The organism is Mameliella sp. MMSF_3455 (assembly GCF_030733205.1).
Lineage (GTDB): Bacteria > Pseudomonadota > Alphaproteobacteria > Rhodobacterales > Rhodobacteraceae > Antarctobacter.
The window spans coordinates 78541-98039 of sequence record NZ_JASHJL010000003.1 but is presented as its reverse complement, the minus strand read 5'-3'; the positions used below and the strand labels follow the sequence as shown (position 1 = coordinate 98039).

The 19499-nt window shown below is 63.0% G+C and carries 16 protein-coding genes and 1 pseudogene; 4 read left to right on the top strand and 13 right to left on the bottom strand.

All coding sequences use genetic code 11. From position 1 onward, the window contains the following. The first annotated feature begins 8 nt into the window (after nucleotides 1–8). Together flgH and RBB42_RS02735 are read left to right on the top strand one after the other, a co-directional pair. Entirely contained in the window at nucleotides 9–737 is a 729-nt protein-coding gene (gene flgH, locus RBB42_RS02740; protein ID WP_305970063.1) for a flagellar basal body L-ring protein FlgH, read from the top strand. Nucleotides 738–746: 9 nt separating this feature from the next. Next, the gene (locus RBB42_RS02735; protein ID WP_305970062.1) at nucleotides 747–1259 is read left to right on the top strand and encodes a flagellar basal body-associated FliL family protein; all 513 of its coding nucleotides are present in this window, start codon (nucleotides 747–749) and stop codon (nucleotides 1257–1259) included. A 68-nt stretch (nucleotides 1260–1327) separates the two neighbouring features. On the opposite strand, the gene RBB42_RS02730 is transcribed toward RBB42_RS02735, so the two are convergent. From RBB42_RS02730 to RBB42_RS02680, 11 genes and pseudogenes are all read right to left on the bottom strand, one after another. After that, the gene (locus RBB42_RS02730; RefSeq protein ID WP_305970061.1) at nucleotides 1328–1759 is read right to left on the bottom strand and encodes a hypothetical protein; all 432 of its coding nucleotides are present in this window, start codon (nucleotides 1757–1759) and stop codon (nucleotides 1328–1330) included. After that, nucleotides 1756–2844 carry an EscU/YscU/HrcU family type III secretion system export apparatus switch protein gene (locus RBB42_RS02725; RefSeq protein WP_305970060.1) on the bottom strand — a complete coding sequence of 363 codons (1089 nt, stop codon included), beginning with the start codon at nucleotides 2842–2844 and terminating at the stop codon, nucleotides 1756–1758. Before RBB42_RS02725 ends, RBB42_RS02730 begins: the two co-directional genes overlap by 4 nt. 7 nt (nucleotides 2845–2851) lie before the next feature. Continuing rightward, nucleotides 2852–3619, bottom strand: coding sequence for a flagellar biosynthetic protein FliR (locus RBB42_RS02720; protein WP_305970059.1), 768 nt, complete (start codon nucleotides 3617–3619; stop codon nucleotides 2852–2854). After that, nucleotides 3616–5690 (bottom strand): annotated as a pseudogene (flhA, locus tag RBB42_RS02715) (flagellar biosynthesis protein FlhA). Before flhA ends, RBB42_RS02720 begins: the two are co-directional and overlap by 4 nt. Before the next feature lie 187 nt (nucleotides 5691–5877). Continuing rightward, nucleotides 5878–8148 carry a hypothetical protein gene (locus tag RBB42_RS02710; protein WP_305970057.1) on the bottom strand — a complete coding sequence of 757 codons (2271 nt, stop codon included), beginning with the start codon at nucleotides 8146–8148 and terminating at the stop codon, nucleotides 5878–5880. Then, nucleotides 8145–9014 (bottom strand): flagellar motor stator protein MotA, encoded by an 870-nt coding sequence (gene motA / locus RBB42_RS02705; protein ID WP_305970056.1) that lies wholly within the window; start codon nucleotides 9012–9014, stop codon nucleotides 8145–8147. The genes RBB42_RS02710 and motA overlap by 4 nt, the downstream gene beginning before the upstream one ends. A gap of 66 nt (nucleotides 9015–9080) precedes the next feature. After that, nucleotides 9081–10187 (bottom strand): flagellar basal body P-ring protein FlgI, encoded by a 1107-nt coding sequence (locus RBB42_RS02700; RefSeq protein ID WP_305970055.1) that lies wholly within the window; start codon nucleotides 10185–10187, stop codon nucleotides 9081–9083. Continuing rightward, nucleotides 10187–11185, bottom strand: a complete 999-nt coding sequence (locus tag RBB42_RS02695) for a flagellin (protein ID WP_305970054.1) — start codon at nucleotides 11183–11185, stop codon at nucleotides 10187–10189. The genes RBB42_RS02700 and RBB42_RS02695 overlap by 1 nt, the downstream gene beginning before the upstream one ends. Nucleotides 11186–11197: 12 nt before the next feature. Then, nucleotides 11198–12646, bottom strand: coding sequence for a flagellar hook-associated protein FlgK (gene flgK / locus RBB42_RS02690; protein WP_305970053.1), 1449 nt, complete (start codon nucleotides 12644–12646; stop codon nucleotides 11198–11200). A gap of 34 nt (nucleotides 12647–12680) precedes the next feature. Continuing rightward, complete coding sequence (locus RBB42_RS02685; RefSeq protein ID WP_305970052.1) at nucleotides 12681–13985, bottom strand: flagellar hook protein FlgE; 1305 nt, start codon at nucleotides 13983–13985, stop codon at nucleotides 12681–12683. Nucleotides 13986–14080: 95 nt separating this feature from the next. Continuing rightward, a complete protein-coding gene (locus RBB42_RS02680) occupies nucleotides 14081–14911 on the bottom strand; it encodes a flagellar motor protein MotB (RefSeq protein ID WP_305970051.1) in 831 nt (276 codons plus the stop codon). A 233-nt stretch (nucleotides 14912–15144) separates the two neighbouring features. Here RBB42_RS02680 and RBB42_RS02675 point away from each other — a divergent pair, with 233 nt between their 5' ends. Next, nucleotides 15145–17295 (top strand): YjbH domain-containing protein, encoded by a 2151-nt coding sequence (locus RBB42_RS02675; RefSeq protein ID WP_305970050.1) that lies wholly within the window; start codon nucleotides 15145–15147, stop codon nucleotides 17293–17295. Next, nucleotides 17292–17975 carry a YjbF family lipoprotein gene (locus tag RBB42_RS02670; protein ID WP_305970049.1) on the top strand — a complete coding sequence of 228 codons (684 nt, stop codon included), beginning with the start codon at nucleotides 17292–17294 and terminating at the stop codon, nucleotides 17973–17975. The genes RBB42_RS02675 and RBB42_RS02670 overlap by 4 nt, the downstream gene beginning before the upstream one ends. Nucleotides 17976–17978: 3 nt before the next feature. Here RBB42_RS02670 and RBB42_RS02665 read toward each other — a convergent pair whose 3' ends face one another. Together RBB42_RS02665 and RBB42_RS02660 are read right to left on the bottom strand one after the other, a co-directional pair. Continuing rightward, on the bottom strand, nucleotides 17979–18608 hold the full coding sequence (locus RBB42_RS02665) for a sugar transferase (RefSeq protein ID WP_305970048.1): 630 nt from the start codon (nucleotides 18606–18608) through the stop codon (nucleotides 17979–17981). Then, nucleotides 18605–19444, bottom strand: coding sequence for an NAD-dependent epimerase/dehydratase family protein (locus RBB42_RS02660; protein WP_305970047.1), 840 nt, complete (start codon nucleotides 19442–19444; stop codon nucleotides 18605–18607). Before RBB42_RS02660 ends, RBB42_RS02665 begins: the two co-directional genes overlap by 4 nt. Between the last annotated feature and the right edge of the window lie 55 nt (nucleotides 19445–19499).

Here is a 19499-nt window from a genome sequence, read left to right as displayed (position 1 = left end):
GGACAGATATGCTGCGATACATCGGCCTGATCGGGCTGGCCTTGACCCTTGGCGCCTGCGCGCGGGTGAACCACATCGGCAAGACGCCCGATTTCACTCCGGACACGAGCAGCCCGGAACGGGTGGCGATGATCGCGTCCGGCCTTCCGCAGGATGACGCGACCCGCCTTGGCGCTGACCGTGCCTCGCTCTGGCGCGGGGGCCAGACCTCGTTGCTGGGCGATCGGCGCGCGATGAAACGCGGCGATATCATGACCGTGGTGATCGAGATCGACGAAAAGGCCGAGATCCAGAACAAGACCTCGCGCTCGCGCTCGGGCTCGGAAAGCCTTGGAATTCCGCACCTCTTCGGAGTGCCGCAACGGATCAACCAGGGCATCACCGACGGAGCCAGCCTGGACGATGCCGTCTCGATCAAGTCCTCCAGCGATGCCAGCGGCGACGGATCGGTGCGCCGCAGCGAGAGCCTGACCCTGCGTGTGGCGGCCACCGTGATCGACGTCCTGCCGAACGGCGTGCTGGCCATCGAGGGCAGCCAGGAGGTTCGGGTGAACTTTGAACTGCGCGAGTTGCTGGTGACGGGCTACGTCCGCCCCGAGGACATCTCGCGCCAGAACGAGATCACCTATGACAAGATCGCCTCGGCCCGGATTTCCTATGGCGGCCGCGGGCAGATCACCGATGTGCAACAACCCAGGGTCGGCCAGCAGGTGCTGGACGCGATCCTGCCCTTCTGAGGCCGGTTCATGCTCAAGAAACTTTTTCCCCTGATCCTGGCGCTGGTGGGAACCGGCGCCGGCGTGGGCGCCGGGCTGTTCCTCGCGCCCACGGACAAGGATCCCAAGGCCATCGCCGCGGATCCCGATGGCAAAAAGACCCTTGCCGAACCGCCTGCGGCCGAGAGCCACAAGGACGATGACCACGCCGGCAGCGGCAACGAATACGTCAAGATGAACAACCAGTTCGTCATACCGGTGATGAGCGCCGAGCGCGTCGAGGCACTGGTTGTCGCATCGCTAAGCCTCGAAGTGACCAGCGGCGGTTCGCAGGCGGTCTACGAAAGAGAGCCCAAACTGCGCGACGTCTTTCTGCAGGTGATGTTCGATCATGCCAATATCGGCGGGTTCGAAGGCACCTTCACCGCCGGGCAACGCATGGATATCCTACGGTCTGCCCTGCTGGACGCCGCGCGTTCGGTGCTGGGGGCGGATGTAAAGGACGTGCTGATCACCGAGATTGCCCGCCAGGACGCTGCCTGACACCAGGCGCAGTTGCCTGATTGGAAAGGACCCGCCCGAAAACCGGGCGGGTCTTGTCGTGTCACCGGTCAACCCAGACCGCGCGCCTTGGCCTCGCGCAACACGCCCAAGGCATCGATAGCCTCGGCCTCGGCCTTGAGCCTGCGCCTCTTTCGGGCCTCCCTTTCGTCGCTGGCAAGCGCCTCTGCCGCCTGCGCTCGGGAAAATGCCGTGCGGGCACGGGCAAGGCTCTCGCCCTCGCGGGCACGGGCAATCGCGCTCTGGCGCAGGGCCTCGGCCCGCTTGCCCACCAGCCAACCCTGCCAGAGCGTATCCGCCCCCAGCAACTGGCGCGCCCCCACTGCCCCCTGGTCGGCCTGGGCGGCGCGGCGCATGGCGTCGATCTGCGCAAGTTCCCCGGCCGCCCGGGCGCTTGCCGCCATGTTCCGGCGATGCGCCTCTAGTTCGCGTTCCAGCATCAGATCCGTCGCTGCGATCAGGTCGTCGAATTGGCTCGTCACCAGCCTTTCTCCTTTGCTTTGCGTCGCATGCTGTCCGCGAACCGGATCGCCGCCGCGACCGGCCGATAGTGATCCGGCGCGATTTCCTCGCCGATCTTCGTTGTGGCAAACAGCGCGCGGGCGGTGGGTGGATCCGAATGGATCGGGACATCTGCCTCTTTCGCGGTTTCACGAATGCGCGCCGCCACCTCGTCAGTGCCCTTGGCAACGCAGACCGGGGCGGACCCGGGCAGACGGCTCCAGCTGAGAGCGACGGCATAGTGGGTCGGGTTGACGATCACGACATCCGCCGTCGGCACATCGCCCATCATCTGGCTCAGCGCCATCTCCTGCGCCCGCATCCGGCGGTGCTGCTTGAGATGCGGATCACCCTCGGATTCCTTCATCTCGTCGCGCAGTTCCTTCTGGGTCATGCGGTTCTTGCGGATATGTTCCGCGCGCTGCCAGAACAGGTCGATCCCGCCGATCACGGCGGCGATCAGCACGACGATCAGCAAAAAGTGTTTCATCAGGTCGGTCATGCGCAGCACCGCCTCACCTGGCGTGGCCATCGCCGTGCCGACGATCACGTCCAACTGGCCGCCAAGGAACACCGCAAGCAGCACGGAATAAACGGTCAGCTTGACGAAACTCTTGAAGAACTCAAACAGCCCCCGGCGCCCGAACTTGTTCTTGGCATTCTCGATCGGGTTGATGCGTGAGATCTTGGGCGCCAGTTTCGACCCTGTGAAAACGATGCCGCGCGTCGCAAAGAGCGCCAGCAATACCAGCACCCCCGGCGCGAAAAGGAATGGCAGCGCCGGGCCAAGACTCTCCGAGATCAGTGAACCAGCGATCGAAGGCGCACCATCGCGAAAAAAAAGGGTCTCCAGCCGGTCGGGCTGTTCGATCAGCGGCAAGAGCGCCTCGGCAAAACTGGCCAGGCTGTACCCGCCCGCAGCCGTCATGCAGACCAGCATCCCCAGGTAGGCCATCGCGGTGAGCAGGTCCGGGGCGCGCGCGATTTCGCCTTTCTTGCGCGCCTCGTCGAGCTTGCGCTGCGATGGTTCGTGGCTTTTTTCAGAGGATTCGTCCTGCTCTGCCATCGCTCACCTACCGGAAAGGCGCGGCCAGGAAGGCCTCGAAGGCCTGTAACCAGACCACGAGCAGAAGCGGCGCCGAGACAAGCAAAAGCGCGATGGCGCCGAAGGTAATGACTGGGGCGCCGACAAAGGCCACCATGAGCTGTGGCATGGCCTTGTTGATGACGCCCAGCGTCAGGTTGTAAATCACCGACATAAGGACAAAAGGCGCAGCCAGGCTGAAGGCCAGCGCGAAACTTTGCCCGACGCGGTGGCGGCCGGCCTCGGCCACATCGGCCGGGTTGGGGAACTGCATCACCGGCAGCAGGTCGTAAGACAGCACCAGGAAGGCCGCAGCCTTCACGTGAAACCCGGTTGCCATCATCAGCGCCAGGGCCGCGGTGGTCAGGATATGGCCGATGGCCGGCAGCGGATCGAGGCCGGACTGGCCCATGAGCTGCGACAGAGAGGTCGATTGCGCCGCGATGGCGCCCGCGGTCTGGATCGCCAGAATGAACAGGCGTAGCATGATGCCGAGAAAGAGGCCCGACAGGGTTTCGGTGACGAGGGCACGCAGGAAACTGCCCAGCCCGGGTGGCGGAAGGTCCAGCCCGGCGCCGACGGCAGGCACGACGACGGCCGTCAGCATTAGCGCCAGGATCAACCGGACCCGAACCGAAATCACCTGTTCGCCCAGTCCGGGAAGCGTGGCCAGCGCCGCGCCGACCCGCAGGAAAACCACGAGCGCGGTCCAGAGCGTGCCACCCAGGAGGTCCAGCAAGGGCTGGACCGCAATCATGCAGCCACCACGCCGACCAGCGCCGGCCGCGCTTCCAGACCGATCTCTTCGTAGGACATGACCGGGTTGCTCAGACCCTTGGCCACCATGACGGTACGCAAGAAACGACGACGCCGGGCCGAGGTCACGATGGCGGGCGACACGCCGCGCTGACTGGCCTCGCCGATGGTGTCGGCCAGGCCGCTGGTCAGCGCCTCGAATTTCTCCGGCGGCAGGGCCACATCCAGCGCACCCTGGCTGTTTTCCACCTGGTAAGAGTTGAACGTCTCTTCCCATTCGGGCGCCAGTTGCACCAACGGGATGGTGCCGTCGTCGCGCCGCATGCCGGCCACCAGCTGAAACCCCAGACGCTGGCGAACATGTTCGCAGATGACCTCGGGTTGGGTCTGTTGGCCCCGCATCTCGGCGATGGTTTCCAGGATCAGCGGCAGGTTGCGGATCGACACCTGTTCATCCAGCAAGAGCCGCAGAACCTGCAGCAGCGTGTCAATCTGCACCTTGTCGGGGATCAGCTCGTCCAGCAGTTTCTTGTTGGCTTCGGCCCGGCTCTGATTGCTGAGAGAGACCATCTCGTCCAACAGGCGGCGCAAGGCCTTGAGCGTCAAAAGGCGGCCAAAGTTGCGCCTGATGACCTCCAGAAGATGCGTTGCAAGCACTTCTGTCGGGGCAACGATCGTGGCCCCGGTGATGGCCGCTTTTTCCTGGTCCTCGGGACGGATCCAGCGCGCCGGCGCGCCGTAGACAGGTTCGGTCACATCCTTGCCGTTCGGCAACGCGCCGCTGTTCTCGGGCACAAGCGCCAGCACGAAATCCGGGTTCAGTTCGCCGCGCGTCATCTCGACACCGTGGATACGGACGACATAGGTGCCCGTGGGCAGGGACGCCGCGTCGGTCAGCCGGATCTCGGGCAGGATCAATCCGAAATGCGAGGCGATGTGCCGGCGCATGTTGGCAATGCGAACGTCGAGGCCGGTGCCCGGGTCGAGCACCATGTTCACCAGGTCCGGAGCGAATTCGACGTGAATATCGTCCAGGTCCAGGACATCCCCCATGTGCTGGACCGGAAGGGCCGCCTCTTCCTCTGCCTCGTCGTCGACATTCTCGGGTTCTGGCGGGCGCTTGGCGAGCCACCATGCGGTCGCCCCCAGGACGGCGGCGCCAAGGATGAACGGCACGAACGGCAGGCCGGGGACCAGCGCGAACAAGACCATGAGAACCGCCACCGCCAATAGGGCCGACGGGTGGCGACCCAGCTGGGCCGCCAGCGCCACATCGGTCGCTCCGGTCGCCCCGCCGCGGGCCAGCAGCAGGCCCGCTGCAATCGAGATGATCACGGCGGGGATCTGCGAAACCAGCCCGTCGCCGACCGTCAGGATGGCATAGGTTTCCAGCGCGTTCGACAGCTGCATGTCATGCACGACCACCCCATGATGATCCCCATGACGAGGTTCAGAAGCGTGATCAAAAGGCCCGCAACCGCGTCGCCCTTGACGAATTTCGATGCACCGTCGAGCGACCCGAAAAAGGTGGTTTCCTGCTGTTCGACTTCGCGGCGGCGCTTGGCCTCTGCATGGTCGATCGCACCTGCGGACATGTCGGCGTCGATGGCCAGCTGCTTGCCCGGCATTCCGTCCAGTGCAAACCGTGCCGAAACCTCTGCCATCCGGGCCGACCCCTTGGTGATGACCGCGAAGTTGACGATCATCAGGACGCCGAAGACGACAAGCCCGAGAAAGACGCTGCCGCCCATGACGAAGCTGGCGAATCCTTCGATCACCTCGCCCGCCGCGTGGGTTCCGGTGTGACCCTGACCAATGATCAGCTTGGTCGAACTGACATTGAGAGAGAGCCGCAGCATCAGGGAGGTCAGCAGAATCGTCGGAAAGGCCGAGAAATCCAGTGGGCGCTCGATGAACAGCGTGACGGTGAAGATCAGGATCGCCAGGCCGAAAGATGCCGCCAGGCCCACGTCCAGTACCCAAGACGGCATTGGCAGGATCATTATGACGATCACCGCCATGAGCGCGACCGCCATAAGGATGGTGGGTTTGAAAAGGGTCGAGACCGACATGATCAGTGACCCCGCTTTTTCGACACGGCGCATATGTGCGGCACCGGCCTTGGGCCGGCATCGCGTTCAGCGTCCTGGTCGGTTCGGAATTCTGCCTGCTTGCAAGAACGCGCCATCTTCCGGCCTCTCCAATCCTTATGCCCTGCAATCTGGCTAAGGCAGAAGAATTGAGAAACCGTAACGAATTTTAGGGGTTGGGTATGGCGGTTGCATCAAGAAGCGCGCGAAGGGTCTCGCGCGAATGGGCGCTGGCGTCAAAGACAGCGTCCACACCGGCCAGGCTGACCCGGGCCGGATCGAATGCAGGTGGCTCCTGTTGCATCAAATCGGCTGCGGGAGCCAAGACTGTGTCGCTTTCCGCAACGTCCTGCCAATCGCCAGAGAGCCAGGCAGAGGTCACCGCCTCGCGGGTCTTGCCCGCATCTGCAAAGATCGATTTTGCAAAGATATGGTCGCCCATCTGGCTGCGGGCCTCGGCCCTAAGGCGCGCGACATCGTCGCCGCGCTGGCCGATCAGGATGATTTCGGCCTCTTCGGGCCGGCCCAGGGCCAACAATCCGCGCGCCCGCGCGAGACGTGCCTCCGGCGCGCTGGTCGGGTCGGACAGGGTATCAAGTTGCTGCAAGGCAGTCTCTGCCAGGCCCAGATCGAGAAATCTCTCGGCAATCGCGATCCCGAGGGCGTCCTGACTTGGCGCTTCTCCGTCGGCAAGTGCACGCGTCGCGAATTTCAGGAAAGTGACCTCTTCTGCCTTGTCGACAAGAAAGCGCATGGCTGTCTGCTGCATTTTCTCGGCAATTTCCTCAGGCATCCCGTGCGCCGAGGCCAACTCGTCGAAAGCGGTCTCAAAATGCCCGTTGATCAGCAAAGAGCGCACATGCGCCTGCCAGAGTTTCGGGCCATCCCCGCTGTTGCGCAGTTCCGTTGCAAAGGCATCCGAAAGTTCGACAATCCGTGTCGGCACCGGCGCATCCGTCACATCGGCCAAGTCGATCGCCGCAGCCACGGCCTTTGCCGCCTCGGGTCCCCCGGCAATGGACAGATCCCGCAGTCTTTTGCCCGCTTCCGCAGGATCTCCGTCGCGAAGCGCAAGTTGCGCTTTTCCCAGCGCGATGCTGTCCGTTTCATGCCCTTCCATGCGTTGCATTCGACGCAGGACATCGCCTGCCGTTTCGGAATATCCCGCCGCGGCCAAGTTCTCGACAAGGATCGGTCCCAAATGGGTTCTGAGGTGTTTCGGCAATGCCTCGAAACCGCGGAGGATCGCTGCATCGGCGATTTGAGGAGAACTGCCTGAAGGGGCACCGCCAAGAACGGACCAGAGTGCGGCTGGTCCTTCACAATTTGCTTGTTGTGAAAACTGGGCCAGGGGATCGCCATCACCGTCCACCAGATATGACAATGCCGCCACGACCGGGGCGTCCAGTTCTGGCTGTAGCGACAGGACGCTGCGCGCCTCGGCGCCGAAGCCATAGAAAACCAGCGCCTTGGCATAATTCAACAGGGCCTCCTCTCCGACGCGATCGAACTCGCCAAAGACGGCGCTGCGCCGCATTGCCAGCGCCAGGTTGGGATCGTCGTCGGGATCTGCCCAGGCCGTAATCGCCAGCCTGCCATCCGGCACGCACATTTCCCCGCCGATAGAGATGCGCCCATTCTGCAAATCCTTGTGATCCAGTCCGGACATGCCAGCGGCCAGCCGGCGCGCCGGTTCGCCGATATCAACAGGAGAAGAAACGCTCGGGGACTTCTTGGCTGCCGGCCCCACAGGTTCCGGAGCGGGCGTCGGGAGCGGTGTCAACGCCGGGTCCAGCAGACCCTGGGTTGCCGCGATCGCCAAGTCGGCCGCAATCTGGTCGCCCAGGCCCCGCGCGGCAGAGGGATCGTGATCGCCACGATCAAGCGCAGAAGTTGCAGGATTCACGTCCACGCGCCGTGCAAGATGGGGAAGACCGGGGTCGCGGACGAGTTCCGGTCCGATCCGGGGAACGTCGGCGATGCGCACACGGGACAGATCCAGCACAACCGAAGACGGTTTTTTTCCTCTAGGCTCGGCCGGTTTCGGACCGGTTCGACTCGCCTGCGCCAGCGGCACCTCGGAGGCGGAGATATCGACAACCAGCATGGTATCCTGCAGGACGAATGCCTCGCCAGCGCACTGACAGGCCAGCGCGATGTCCAACTGGCGACCGCCCTCTGCCACCACGAGATCACGGATACGTCCGTTTCCAATACGATCGAAGACCGACGAAGTGTCGAAGTCATAGGGTCCCCCGTCCAATTCCAACGCCAGACGGTTGCGCTCGGCGTCCGGTGACAGCGCCCATTTCGTGCCCCCAGGGACCGTCAACACCAGGCGCGTGAACTCTCCATGTTCACCGCTGCGCACGGTCACGGTCTGGGCCGAGAGGGCGAGGGGCCACACCGCAAGAAGGAGAAGGAAGGCGATACGGATCATGCCGCCTCCTGCTTTACGGACTTCAACGCATCTTCGAGGTCCTCGAAGCTTGGCCGGTAGTGATCCGGGGTGTTCTGGCGGCCGACCTCGATGCAGATGTTCGTTGCGTGGTTGTGCAGGTTCGCGACAAGAACCTCGCGGATCAGGTGGTAGAAATGCAAGTCCTCTTCGGCCACACTCTTGACCTTGGCCGCGAAGGGCCCGACCAGACCGTAGGCCAGGAACACGCCGAGAAAGGTGCCGACCAACGCGCCGCCGATCAGCTTGCCCAGCACCTCAGGCGGCTGATCGATCGATGCCATCGTCTTGATCACGCCCAGGACCGCCGCGACGATTCCCAGCGCGGGCAGTGCGTCCGCCATGCTTTGCAGGGCGTGGCTGGGCATCAAGGCATGGTGCTGCATCGCGTCCAGACGCTTGTCCAGCACCTCTTCGACCTGGTGAGGATCGTCGTAGTTCATCGAGACCGACCGCATCGTGTCGCAGATCAAATCGATCGCGTGGGTATCAGCCAGGATCTTGGGATACTTGGCAAAAATCGTCGATTCCGAGGGCGATTCCACATGTTCCTCGATGGCAACCGGATTCTGACGCGCCAGCCGGATCAGCTCGAACAACAGACAGAGAAGGTCGCGATAGTCTTCGGGTTTCCACTTGGCACCCTTGAACACCTTGGCGACGTCCTTGATCGTGTGCTTGACCGTCGACCCATCATTGCTGATGAGGAAGGCGCCCGTCGCCGCACCCCCGATCATCATGAATTCGAAGGGCAACGCCTTGAGGATGATCGCCAGCTTGCCCCCAGCCGCGAGATAGCCGCCGAAGACCATCGCAAAGATCACCACGATACCAATGATTCCGAGCATTTGCGCTCTCCCGCTCTTGTGCCGCCAGCCTGCCAGCGAGCTGTTAACAAAGCCTCAGCAAGCTCTTCACATCACGACGAAATCCGCATGCAGGGCCCCGGCGGCCTTGATGCTTTTCAGGATGTCGATCATGTCACGTGGGCTGACACCCAGGGCATTGAGACCGGCGATGACTTCGGACAGGTTGGTTCCTGTCGGCACTTCGGCGAGGCCGATGCCGGGATCTTCCTCGATCAGGGCACCGGTACGCGGCACCACCACGGTGTCACCGTCGCTGAAGGGATTGGGCTGGATCGCAAGCGGCGCTTCCTCGATCCGGAGGGTCAGGTTGCCCTGCGAGACGGCAACGCGGGAAATCCGCACATCCGCACCCATGACGATGGTGCCCGAACGCTGATCGACAACGACACGCGCACGACGCTGTGGTTCGACCGCCAGATTCTCGATGGCGACAACAGCCCGCGCCGGAGACCGGGCGCCGCTGCGCTGCAGATCGACCTGGACCGTCCCGGCGTCCAGCATGGTGGCCGCCCGGCGACCGACGGCCCGGTTGATCACGTCCTCGATCCGCGCTGCCGTGGTGAAATCCGGCTCGCGCAGGGCAAGGCGAAGTGTGGACAATTGCGTGAAATCAAAGGGCACTTCGCGTTCGACACGTGCACCCGAAGGGATGACCCCCGCCGTGGGCACACCCTGCACGACGCGCGCCGCCTCACCCTCGGCCTCGACGCCGCCGGCGATGATGGTGCCTTGGGCCACGGCATAGATCTGTCCGTCCGCGGCGTTCAGCGGGGTCATGATCAATGTCCCGCCCAACAGGCTCTTGGCATCGCCAATGGCCGAAACCGTGATGTCGATCTGGCTGCCGATCCGCGCAAATGGCGGCAGCTTGCCCGTGACAAGGACCGCGGCAACATTGCGTGGACGGAACTGTTCGCCGGTCACGTTCACGCCCAGCCGTTCCAGGATGTTGGACATGATCTCTTCGGTGAAGGGCGAATTGCGCAGACCGTCGCCGGTGCCATTCAGGCCCACGACCAGGCCATATCCGACCAGGTCGTTCGAACGCACGCCGTCGACCTCGACAAGATCTTTTATCCGGACCGATTGCGAGGCCGCCGGGAGGGCGCAGGAAACCGCAAGCACGAGGGCGGCAAGGAAACGTGTCAGCATCAGAGGAACTCCGCAAGCGACAGTCGCTGTGACCGCGCGGTAATAGTGTATAGGCTTTCCAGTTGGGTCCGGATGTTCTCGTAGCGCGACGCTGTGTGGTACTGGTCGGTCCCGACCAGGTCGAGGCGCGCGATATTGGTGGCCGTATGCTCGGCCGAGTTGCGTGCAGTGGTCTCTTCGACGCGCGCCTCCAGCGCGCCGAGCCCGGCACGCAATTCGACCACATTCTGTTGAGCGGCGAGCAAGTCTTCGCCGGCGTTTGTCAGCATCTCGATCTGCACGTCTTGCGACAGGCCCAGCGTTGCATCGGTGGCCAGGGCCGCCATGATCATCGGTTTCAGGACTTCGCGGAACACGGGGTCGGTGGCGCGGATATCGAGGTTCGCGCTCTCGGTCTCGCTCAGCTTCAGCGGGGCGAGACCGGTGTTCGACCCCTCGTAGACGGTGGTTTCATAAATGCCGCCTGCGCCAAAGAACGTGTCCAGGGCCGCCTCTATCCCGGCCATGTCGGTCTGGCCGGCCAGCGCTGTGCGGGCCGCGTTCAGAACATCCTCGACGCCCTGAACGGCGGCGCGGTCGGTCGCCGTACCGGAAAACAGGTAGCGTCCGGCAACCGAACGGTTCAACCCGTTCAGAACCTGTCCCAACGCATTTTCCGCATCATCCGACATCGTGTTCAACAAGGCCGAGTTCGGCGTCAGCTCGGCGGCGATCAGCGATTGCGACAGGGTTTCGCTGCGATCCTGGATCTCGTTCAGGGCTGTCTGCATTGTTCCGGACAGGAAAGTCGCCTCGGTCGTGTTGACCCGGTAGGTGTCCAGTCGTGCCAGCGAGCGGTCGATGGATTGCAGGCCGGTCAGGTCACCGTGGAGATGCTGCCCCGCGTCCTTGACGAACCCGGTGGCGACCTCGACCGCCAGCTGGTCCATTTCCTGGCGCAGACGTACCTGGTTGGCACGCAGCACCAGCGCGCGTGCCATATCCCCGATAACTTCCATGTCGGGCCCTCCTTAAATGGACATCAACCGCTCAAGCAGGCTGTCGACCGTCGACATGACCTTGGCGTTGGCGGCGTAGTGTTGTTCGATCTGCATCAACCGTTGCAGTTCCTGATCGGTGTCGACGCCCTTGGACAGTTCCAGCTCGGACACGGCCGTGTTCTGGATCGACACAAAGGTCTGGGCGTTTTCGGCGCGCACGCGCTCCCCCACGGCGGAGGAGGCGAATTCCGAGATATGGTCCGCAAAAGTGCGCGCGATGGCGGTCAGACCGCCGGAGGCCGGAACAGTCGAGGCGCCCAGCGCATCCGAAATCCCCTGCAGCAGACGGGCATCACCCACGTCGCCTTGCGTGGCCGCACCAAGGCCGTCCCGCAAGCGCCATGCCCCACCGCTGTCGGGCGCGACGAGACCGTTGATCTCGATCCGCCCCGCAAGGCCGGTTTCATCCGCAGCTGCGAAAGTACCGCCGCCATCGGTGAAAAGCCCCGGATCGGTTGCGGCCAATGTGGCATCCGGCCCGCCGGGACCAAGCCGTTCGATCAGGTCGCGGGCGATCCCGTCCAGTTGTGCCTGGCGTGCGACCGCGTCGACGTCGCGGATCTCGAACTGGGCGGCAAGACTGCCGCCGGCGAACATGCTCATGCCTTGGGTGTCGACGGAAACCCCGTTCAGCGTCAGGCCTGACAGGTCGCCGTTGGCGAAGGTCATGCCCGGTCCGATGGCAGCGTTCGGTTCAAACCCAACCTCGAACGGGCGTCCATCCAGCAGGACGGCGCCTCCCCGGGTAAAGACCGCGATGTCGCCTTTTTCTCTTTCGACAACACGCAAGGGCACGATTTCGGCAATGCTGTCCAGCACCCTTTGCCGTTCGTCGTAAAAGCTTGTCGGGTCGGTCCCGGTCGAACCGGCCCGGACGATATTGTCATTCAGTGAATCCAGCCGGGATAGGGCGGAATTCAGGGTGTCGACCTGGGCTGCAATACGGTTGTCCGCTGTCTGCCGCGCGGACTGGACTTCATTGCTGAGGCCGTTGAGCGCCCGGGCCAGCGAATCCGCCGTGTTCGCCACCAGCTCCAGCCGTTGGGTCGAGGCCGGGTTTGACGAGGCAGTCAGCAGCGCGTTCTCGAAGGCGTTCACGCGGTCGGTCAGCGATCCCGGCGTACCGGACTCGCCCACCAGGTCGTCGATCCGGCTGGCGAATTCGAAACCGACCGTCGCATGGGCAAGGGTTGCGTCCGACACCATCCTGTCCCCGGTCAGCACCGGATCGGAATGGCGCACCGTTCCGGTGATGCGCACGCCGCCGGTGGTCCCGACGGCGCCGGGCACAAGTCCCAATGTCCGCCGGCCGTAGCCCTCGGTGGTGGCGTTCGAGATATTCGTCGACACCAGGCCCGCAGCCCGTGAATTGGCCTTGAGCCCGCTGAAGGCATTGTACAGTGCACCGGAAAGAGACATCTAGCGACCCTCTGAAAAGCTGACGGAAAATCCGTCAGCGCTTGATATTGGTGGTTTCCTGCAGCATCTCGTCGACGGTCTGGATGACCTTGGCGTTCGACGAATAGGCCCGCTGGGTCTGGATCATCGCCGTCAGTTCGTTGGCCACATCGGTCGAGCTTTCCTCGCGCGCGAAGGGCACAACGTCACCGACCGGCCCGTCGCCCGCGTCCCAGAGGAAGAAACTGCCGCTTTCCGGCGAGGGCATGTAGATCTGCTTGTCCATCGAGATCAGTCCGTTGGGGTTCGGCACATCGACCAGCGGCACCTGGTAGATCACCCGCGAAGCGCCGGTATCGAACAACGCGTGGACAAAGCCGTTCTCGTCGATCTCGACCGTCGTCATGGAACCAGCTGCCGAACCATCCTTTGAGATGTTGAGCGCCTTGAAGCTATCGCCGACCTGGGTCAGCCCGCCGCTGGTTCCGGGCGCACCGATGGTGATTTCGACCGGGCCACCGTTGGTGGTCACAATGATCGTGCCGTCGGTGGCGTTGTAGGTCCCGCCTGTTGTGGTCGTGACCGTGGACAACGTACCGCCGTCCGCAGCGCCCGTGTTGAAGGTCACGGTGTATTCGCCAACCGGGTTGCCGCCGGCGGCGGTGGCTGAATCGACGATGGTCATCGTCCATTCGTTCGAAGAACCGCTTGCGGGAATCGTCGGCGTGAATGTCACCGTCAGTGTTTCGGACCGGCCCAGGTTGTCGATGTATTCGATCGGCAGAACTTCGGGCGCGCCAGTGGCATCGAAATCGGTCGCCGAGGCCGCAAGGTTGGCGCCAAGCGTGACTGTCGTCGTTGGTTCCGACGTGACCTGATTGCGATTGATCCGGACCGGCTCAAGGCTTTCGGCGGTATCCCGTGCATAGGTGGCGAGAGACCCATCGGAGTTGGCCGGCCATCCCATCAGCATCAGACCCGACTCGGTGCGCAGGTAGCCGTCTGCATCGACCCGGAACGACCCCGTAGTCGTCAGGAACATCTGCGGATCGCCGGTTGCCGCGAATTCCGTCGCTTCGGCCACCGGGATGAAACCATTACCGCGCACCGCGATGTCGGTTGCGTTGCTGGTGCCAACCAGCGCCCCGCTCTGGTCGATAATCCGCGTGGTGGTCGTGCGCACGCCGCCGGCGGTATAGCCCGATCCGTTGGACGCGATCACCATCGAGGAGAAATCCGTCTCGACCCGCTTGTACCCCTTGGTCGCAGAGTTCGCGATGTTGTCGGAAATGGTTCCCAGCCGCGTCGCATTGGCGGCGAGACCCGCAACACCTGCATTGAGGGAAGAGGAGATTGTCATGGACTAGCCTTTCTGCTGTCGCTCCGAATTCACGACAACAGATAAAGGCGTGGGTTTAACGCGGGCCTAACAGGTAAAATCCCACGAAAACTGAGTCATTTTCTTCGCAGGAAGACGACTTCGATCCGGCTGTTGCGCGGGTCCAGCAGGTTGGATGTGCTGGGTTCCCGATCCGCATAGGCCGTCAGGCGCCGCACACGCTCTTCCTCCAGACCACGGGCAATGACCAGTTCTCGAAAGACCTCAGCCCGGTCGCGCGATATTTTCCAGGCCGGGTTCTTGGCCAGAACAATCGGGTAGCTGGTTGTATGGGTCTCGATCGCGACGGGATTGGTCACGACGTCGGATGCGCGCGCCAATACCAAAGCAAGGTCCTTCAGCAATTGTGTCGGCCGGGCCTGATCGTCGAAAAGCCGGGCCTGCGCGGTTTCGAAGAACTCGATCACCAGGCCTTCGTCCGTGACTTGAGTGACGATGTGTTTCAGAAGCTCGTCGGCGACCATGCTTTCGCCGCCTCGGCCCATCAGCAGGTCTTCGACTTTCTTGAACTCCGCTGTTTCCGGCCCTTCGGACGCTTTACCGTCCAGTCCCGGGTCACGGCTGTGTTCGGCCTGTGGCCGAAGGCTGGTCGCCCCGGTACCGACCCTGGGCAGCGTGTTTTCGGCAAAGACGGAGTCCCCGCCCAATGCACCGTTGCCACCGCCCGATACACGGGCCATGGCAATCGTCGGACTGAAGTAATCCGCGATCCCCTTGCGTTGTTTTTCCGTTGTCGCGTTCAGCAGCCACATCAACATGAAAAAGGCCATCATCGCGGTCACGAAGTCGGCATAGGCCACCTTCCAGGCACCCCCATGATGCCCTTCGCCCGCAATCACCTTTTTGCGTTTGATGATGACTGGCGCGACATTGCTGTCGCCACTCATCATTCCCACCTTTCTCTCACCTGGGTACAGGTTTAGGGGCGCGCGGCTTACCACTCGATTAACGTTTCAAAATGTACCGTTAAAGCGCGGCACCCGCACATCTTGTGGACAAAACCGCAAGGGCGTGCCGAATTTCCCACAATGTTTCCAAGGTCACCGCCTTCGAATGGACAGGGCAAGGCGAACACATTAGCAAGGGTCGGGAAACAGTGTTGGCAACGAGGTGGGGGACCATGCCGGGTTTTCACAACGGAAAATCGGGCCTCGTAAAGCGCGTCGCGCTTGCGGGCACCATTCTGTCCGCGCTCGGTGGCGTCGCCCGGGCAGAGGAGGGGGTCAACAGCCTTCCGTTCAACCTGTACGGCTCTCCTGGCCTGATCGACATGCCGACGGCCCAGGTGCCGCCTGACGCGACGCTCGCCGGCACCTATGCCAATTTCGGCGGAACGTCGCGAACAACGCTTTACTTCCAGATCCTGCCACGCCTATCGGGCAGCTTCCGCTACTCGTCGATCCCCAACTTTTCTGCCAGTGGAACAGCAACGCTTTTCGACCGCAGTTTCGACCTGCGCTACCAGCTCCTGACGGAAACGGACCGGCGCCCTTCGGTGGTTGTCGGCATCCAGGATTTCATCGGCACCGGGATCTACAGCAGCGAATATCTGGTCGCGAGCAAATCGCTGATGCCCGGCCTGACGGTCACCGGCGGCCTCGGCTGGGGTCGTCTGGGTTCCTACCAACCCTTCGCGGAAATGGGGACGCGGCCCGGGGGCTTTACCGGTCGCGGCGGCCTGCCAGAGATCGACCGCTTCTTCCAGGGTGACGTGGCAGCTTTTGGCGGGGTCTCCTACTCGCCCAACGACCGCTTTACCTTCAAGGTGGAATACTCCTCGGACGACTACGTCGAAGAGGTCAGCCGTGGCACGAATGAGAAATCCAGCCCCTGGAACTTCGGCGTGGATTATCGGTTCAGAAACGGCGGCCAGCTGTCCCTGTACCATGTCCTGGGAACAGAGGTCGGCGCGCAATTCACCTTTGTCACCAATCCCAAGACGCTGGGTGTGCCGGGTGGAGCCGAGCCGTCGGGCCTTCCGGTTTCGCCTCGCGCGCCCGGATCTGCAGCGGACCTTGGCTGGACGCTGGATTCCCAGCGCACGGCCTCTGTTACGGCCTCGCTCAAGAACCTCGCCGCCAAGGAAGGACTGGAGGTCGAGGGCGTCGACCTGCAAAGAAATCGTGCCACCGTGCGCTTGGTGAACCCCAGGTATGGTGCACCGTCGCAGGCCTTCGGCCGACTTGTCCGCGTCATGACCCGCGTCATGCCCGCCTCGGTCGAAGTGTTCGAGATCGTCCCGGTGGTCAACGGCATGCCCATGTCTGCCGTCACCTTCCGCCGGTCCGACCTGGAGCGGCTGGAACACGACGCTGCCAACGAGATGCTGGCCCGGACAAACTTCGGCGACGGCTTTGGCAAGGCCCCGCCCCCGGACGAGGGCATATATCCAAAGTTCACTTGGGCCATTTCGCCTTTCGTGCAGCTCTCGGTCTTTGATCCTGACAACCCCGTGCGGTTCGACGCGGGGATTCGGGCCTCGGCGGAATACGAGATCACGCCAAACCTGATCGCAAGCGGCTCGGTCACCAAGAAACTCACCGGCAACCTCGACAAGGTAAAGCGCCTGGACGAGTCGAACCTGCCGCGCGTACGGACCGACCATGCACGCTACTCGGCGGAAGGCGATCCCGCGATCGAGTACCTGCATCTGGCGCACTACGGCCGCCCGGCCAAGAACATCTATTCCCGCGTCACGCTGGGCTATCTGGAACAGATGTACGCCGGCGCCTCGGCGGAACTGCTGTGGAAACCGGTCGACAGCCGCCTCGCGCTTGGGGCCGAGCTGAACTACGTTCAACGCCGCGATTTCGACCAGCTCTTCGGTCTGCAGTCCATGACGACAACAGACCCGGTGACCGGCGCCAAACGCGAGATCCCCAACGTCAACGGCCATGTCTCGGCCTACTATGCCTTCGGCAACGGGTTTCACGGGCAGCTTGACGTGGGCCGGTACCTGGCGGGCGACTACGGCGCGACAGTCTCGCTGGACCGCGAGTTCGCGAATGGTTGGCGCGTGGGTGCCTATGCCACCTTCACCGATGCCTCTTTTGACGACTTCGGCGAAGGCTCGTTCGACAAGGGCATCCGCTTTACCATGCCGCTGGCAACCTTCTTTGGCCAACCTTCACGGCGCCGGAACGATGTCCTGATCCAGTCGCTGTCGCGGGACGGTGGCGCGCGTCTGAAAGTCAACGGGCGTCTCTACGAACAGGTGCGCGACTACCACAAACCGGACGCTGTCAATTCTTGGGGAAGGTTCTGGCGATGACCCGGCGCAGCATTACACGCATCGGCCTGGCCCTGACGGCGGCCTTGGCCCTGGTTTCCTGCGGCAACGCAAACAAGGACACCACGGCACTGCTCAAGCAGGCGCCCAAGGCACTCTTTTCCAAGAAGGAAGCCCCCAAGCCGCTGACACCGCAGCAGATCGCCAAAGCGCTTGGGTCCACGACGGAATCCGTCTACCTCTTTGAGCTGGAAGGGCGCGACAAGGCTCAGGTTCTCCTGCAGGATATCCAGCGCAATGGTCCCTACCAGACCTACGGCAACTCGGCCCGTCAGGTGATTGTCCTGCGTGATGGCATGATCACCTCGACCCGTGGCCTCGGCGGTGACCTTATGTCCTCGGAAGAGGATCAGCTGATTTCCTACGTCAAGGCGCGCCGTCAGGGCCGGGTCAGCTATGACCAGCGTTTCCTCACGCCCGAGGACGTGACCGAAGTACGCAGGTATACCTGCCATCTCACGACAGGCGGCACCGTACCGGTTGCAGCGGGTCTTGTCCGCGCCAGCGGGCAGCTTGTGACGGCGAAATGTACCGCCGCCGATGGCGTGTCGCCCGATTTCACCAATGCCTATATCGTGGGCTCCGACGGCTATATCTACAGCGGCAAGCACTGGTTGGGCAGCTACATCGGCTATGTGAACTCGCAGGTCCTGCGCCGCTGATCCTCAGCGGCGCCGGTGCATCGACACCCTCCGGAACACCGTCGCCCACATCAGCCTTTGATCCGTGCAGGGATTGCGCCGCGCCGCGTACAGTTGGTCCAGACGGGCCTTGCGCGGAATGCAACGACGGCAGTAGACCTCTTCGGTTTCTTCCGCGCTTTCGGTCCGCGCCAAGAGACGTTCCTCTGTCTTGTGATAGGCCATCGAGGCCATACCCGTGATGCCGGGCCGTTCCTTCAGCACCTCTGCATAGATCTCGGGATATTTCTCGACGTAACGGCGCAGGGGCGCGCGGGGACCGACAAAGCCCATGTCCCCCCGCAGGATATTCCAGAGCTGCGGCAGCTCATCCAGTCGCTTGCGCCGTAGCCAGGCGCCTGTCGGCGTGATGCGTCCGGACTTGGACGGGCCGGTAACGCCCGCGTCGGCCGGATCGGTCTTCATTGTCCTGAACTTCCACAGCATGAAGGACTGGGTCGGGCTCTTCATCCGCTCCGACCGATAGATGATCGGCCAGCCATCGTTGCGCCAGACCACGACAGCCACATATACGATGAGCGGCGACAAGAGCACCGTCATCCCGATTGCGTACAGGAAATCAAGGGCGTGCAGCAGTGGCCGCCTTGTCCTCATGGCCATGTGCCCCCGGCACGCGCGCCTTCGAGCAGGTGATCCGGCGCGGCTGCCTCCGGTGGCAAGGGAAAGATCGAGGACAACCGCGAGGTATCAAGCCAGACCATCGGCAGTGCCGTGTCGGGGGCCTCGCGCCAGTCGATTTGGCACCCGGCTGCGCGGGCGATGTCGCCCATCGCCGTGGGCACGGGCGCGGCGACATTGTAAATGCCCGAGACCGAACCATCCGCGACCAGGGTCTCGACAAGGCGCACGAGGTCAAGCGGACTGATGTAACTGCGGGACGGGCTGGAACCGTCCGGAAACCGATCCAACGTGATCCGCCCGCCCGGACGCATGTTCGCAAAGAGGCTGTCAGCCCCGGCCACGTTTCCGATCCGAAGGATGACATTGCGCATCCCCGGGTTAGATCCGGACTCCTCGATCGCCTTTTCCATTGCCAGTTTGGCACGGCCATAGTCCGACATGGGACAGGCCGGCCCGGTTTCCGAAAGCGGTCTGTCTCCTGACCGATAGACCGCGCCGCTGGAACAATGCACCACCATCCTGGCGCCCAAAGACTGGCCCAGTTCCATTGCAGCCAGGGCAAGCCGCGAATTATCGTTCAGGTTGCATCCCTGTCCCGGTGTCACTCCCCAGAAAGCGATCACGGCGGACACGTCATCAACCTTTGGCGTGGGATCGCCCACTTTCCAGGCAAGCCCGCCCTGCCCTCCTGAACGGTATACCGGGATCAGCGTAAAGCGCTGGGATTGCCACAAAGCGCCTAGCATTCGGCCCAGTTTACCGCTGGCACCCAACAGCAGGACCTTGCGGGATTGCTGTGTTCCTGCCACGGTTTGACCCTCAATTCGCTTTCATTCGACCGTCAAACTGTCTATCAGCGGATTG

Excerpts from the sequence above, each read along its gene's own strand:
- flgH (WP_305970063.1), top strand. The coding sequence starts at position 9 with ATGCTGCGATACATCGGCCTGATCGGGCTGGCCTTGACCCTTGGCGCC.
- RBB42_RS02735 (WP_305970062.1), top strand. The coding sequence starts at position 747 with ATGCTCAAGAAACTTTTTCCCCTGATCCTGGCGCTGGTGGGAACCGGC.
- RBB42_RS02725 (WP_305970060.1), bottom strand. The coding sequence starts at position 2,844 with ATGGCAGAGCAGGACGAATCCTCTGAAAAAAGCCACGAACCATCGCAG.
- RBB42_RS02720 (WP_305970059.1), bottom strand. The coding sequence starts at position 3,619 with ATGATTGCGGTCCAGCCCTTGCTGGACCTCCTGGGTGGCACGCTCTGG.
- RBB42_RS02710 (WP_305970057.1), bottom strand. The coding sequence starts at position 8,148 with ATGATCCGTATCGCCTTCCTTCTCCTTCTTGCGGTGTGGCCCCTCGCC.
- motA (WP_305970056.1), bottom strand. The coding sequence starts at position 9,014 with ATGCTCGGAATCATTGGTATCGTGGTGATCTTTGCGATGGTCTTCGGC.
- RBB42_RS02700 (WP_305970055.1), bottom strand. The coding sequence starts at position 10,187 with ATGCTGACACGTTTCCTTGCCGCCCTCGTGCTTGCGGTTTCCTGCGCC.
- RBB42_RS02695 (WP_305970054.1), bottom strand. The coding sequence starts at position 11,185 with ATGGAAGTTATCGGGGATATGGCACGCGCGCTGGTGCTGCGTGCCAAC.
- flgK (WP_305970053.1), bottom strand. The coding sequence starts at position 12,646 with ATGTCTCTTTCCGGTGCACTGTACAATGCCTTCAGCGGGCTCAAGGCC.
- RBB42_RS02685 (WP_305970052.1), bottom strand. The coding sequence starts at position 13,985 with ATGACAATCTCCTCTTCCCTCAATGCAGGTGTTGCGGGTCTCGCCGCC.
- RBB42_RS02680 (WP_305970051.1), bottom strand. The coding sequence starts at position 14,911 with ATGAGTGGCGACAGCAATGTCGCGCCAGTCATCATCAAACGCAAAAAG.
- RBB42_RS02675 (WP_305970050.1), top strand. The coding sequence starts at position 15,145 with ATGCCGGGTTTTCACAACGGAAAATCGGGCCTCGTAAAGCGCGTCGCG.
- RBB42_RS02670 (WP_305970049.1), top strand. The coding sequence starts at position 17,292 with ATGACCCGGCGCAGCATTACACGCATCGGCCTGGCCCTGACGGCGGCC.
- RBB42_RS02665 (WP_305970048.1), bottom strand. The coding sequence starts at position 18,608 with ATGAGGACAAGGCGGCCACTGCTGCACGCCCTTGATTTCCTGTACGCA.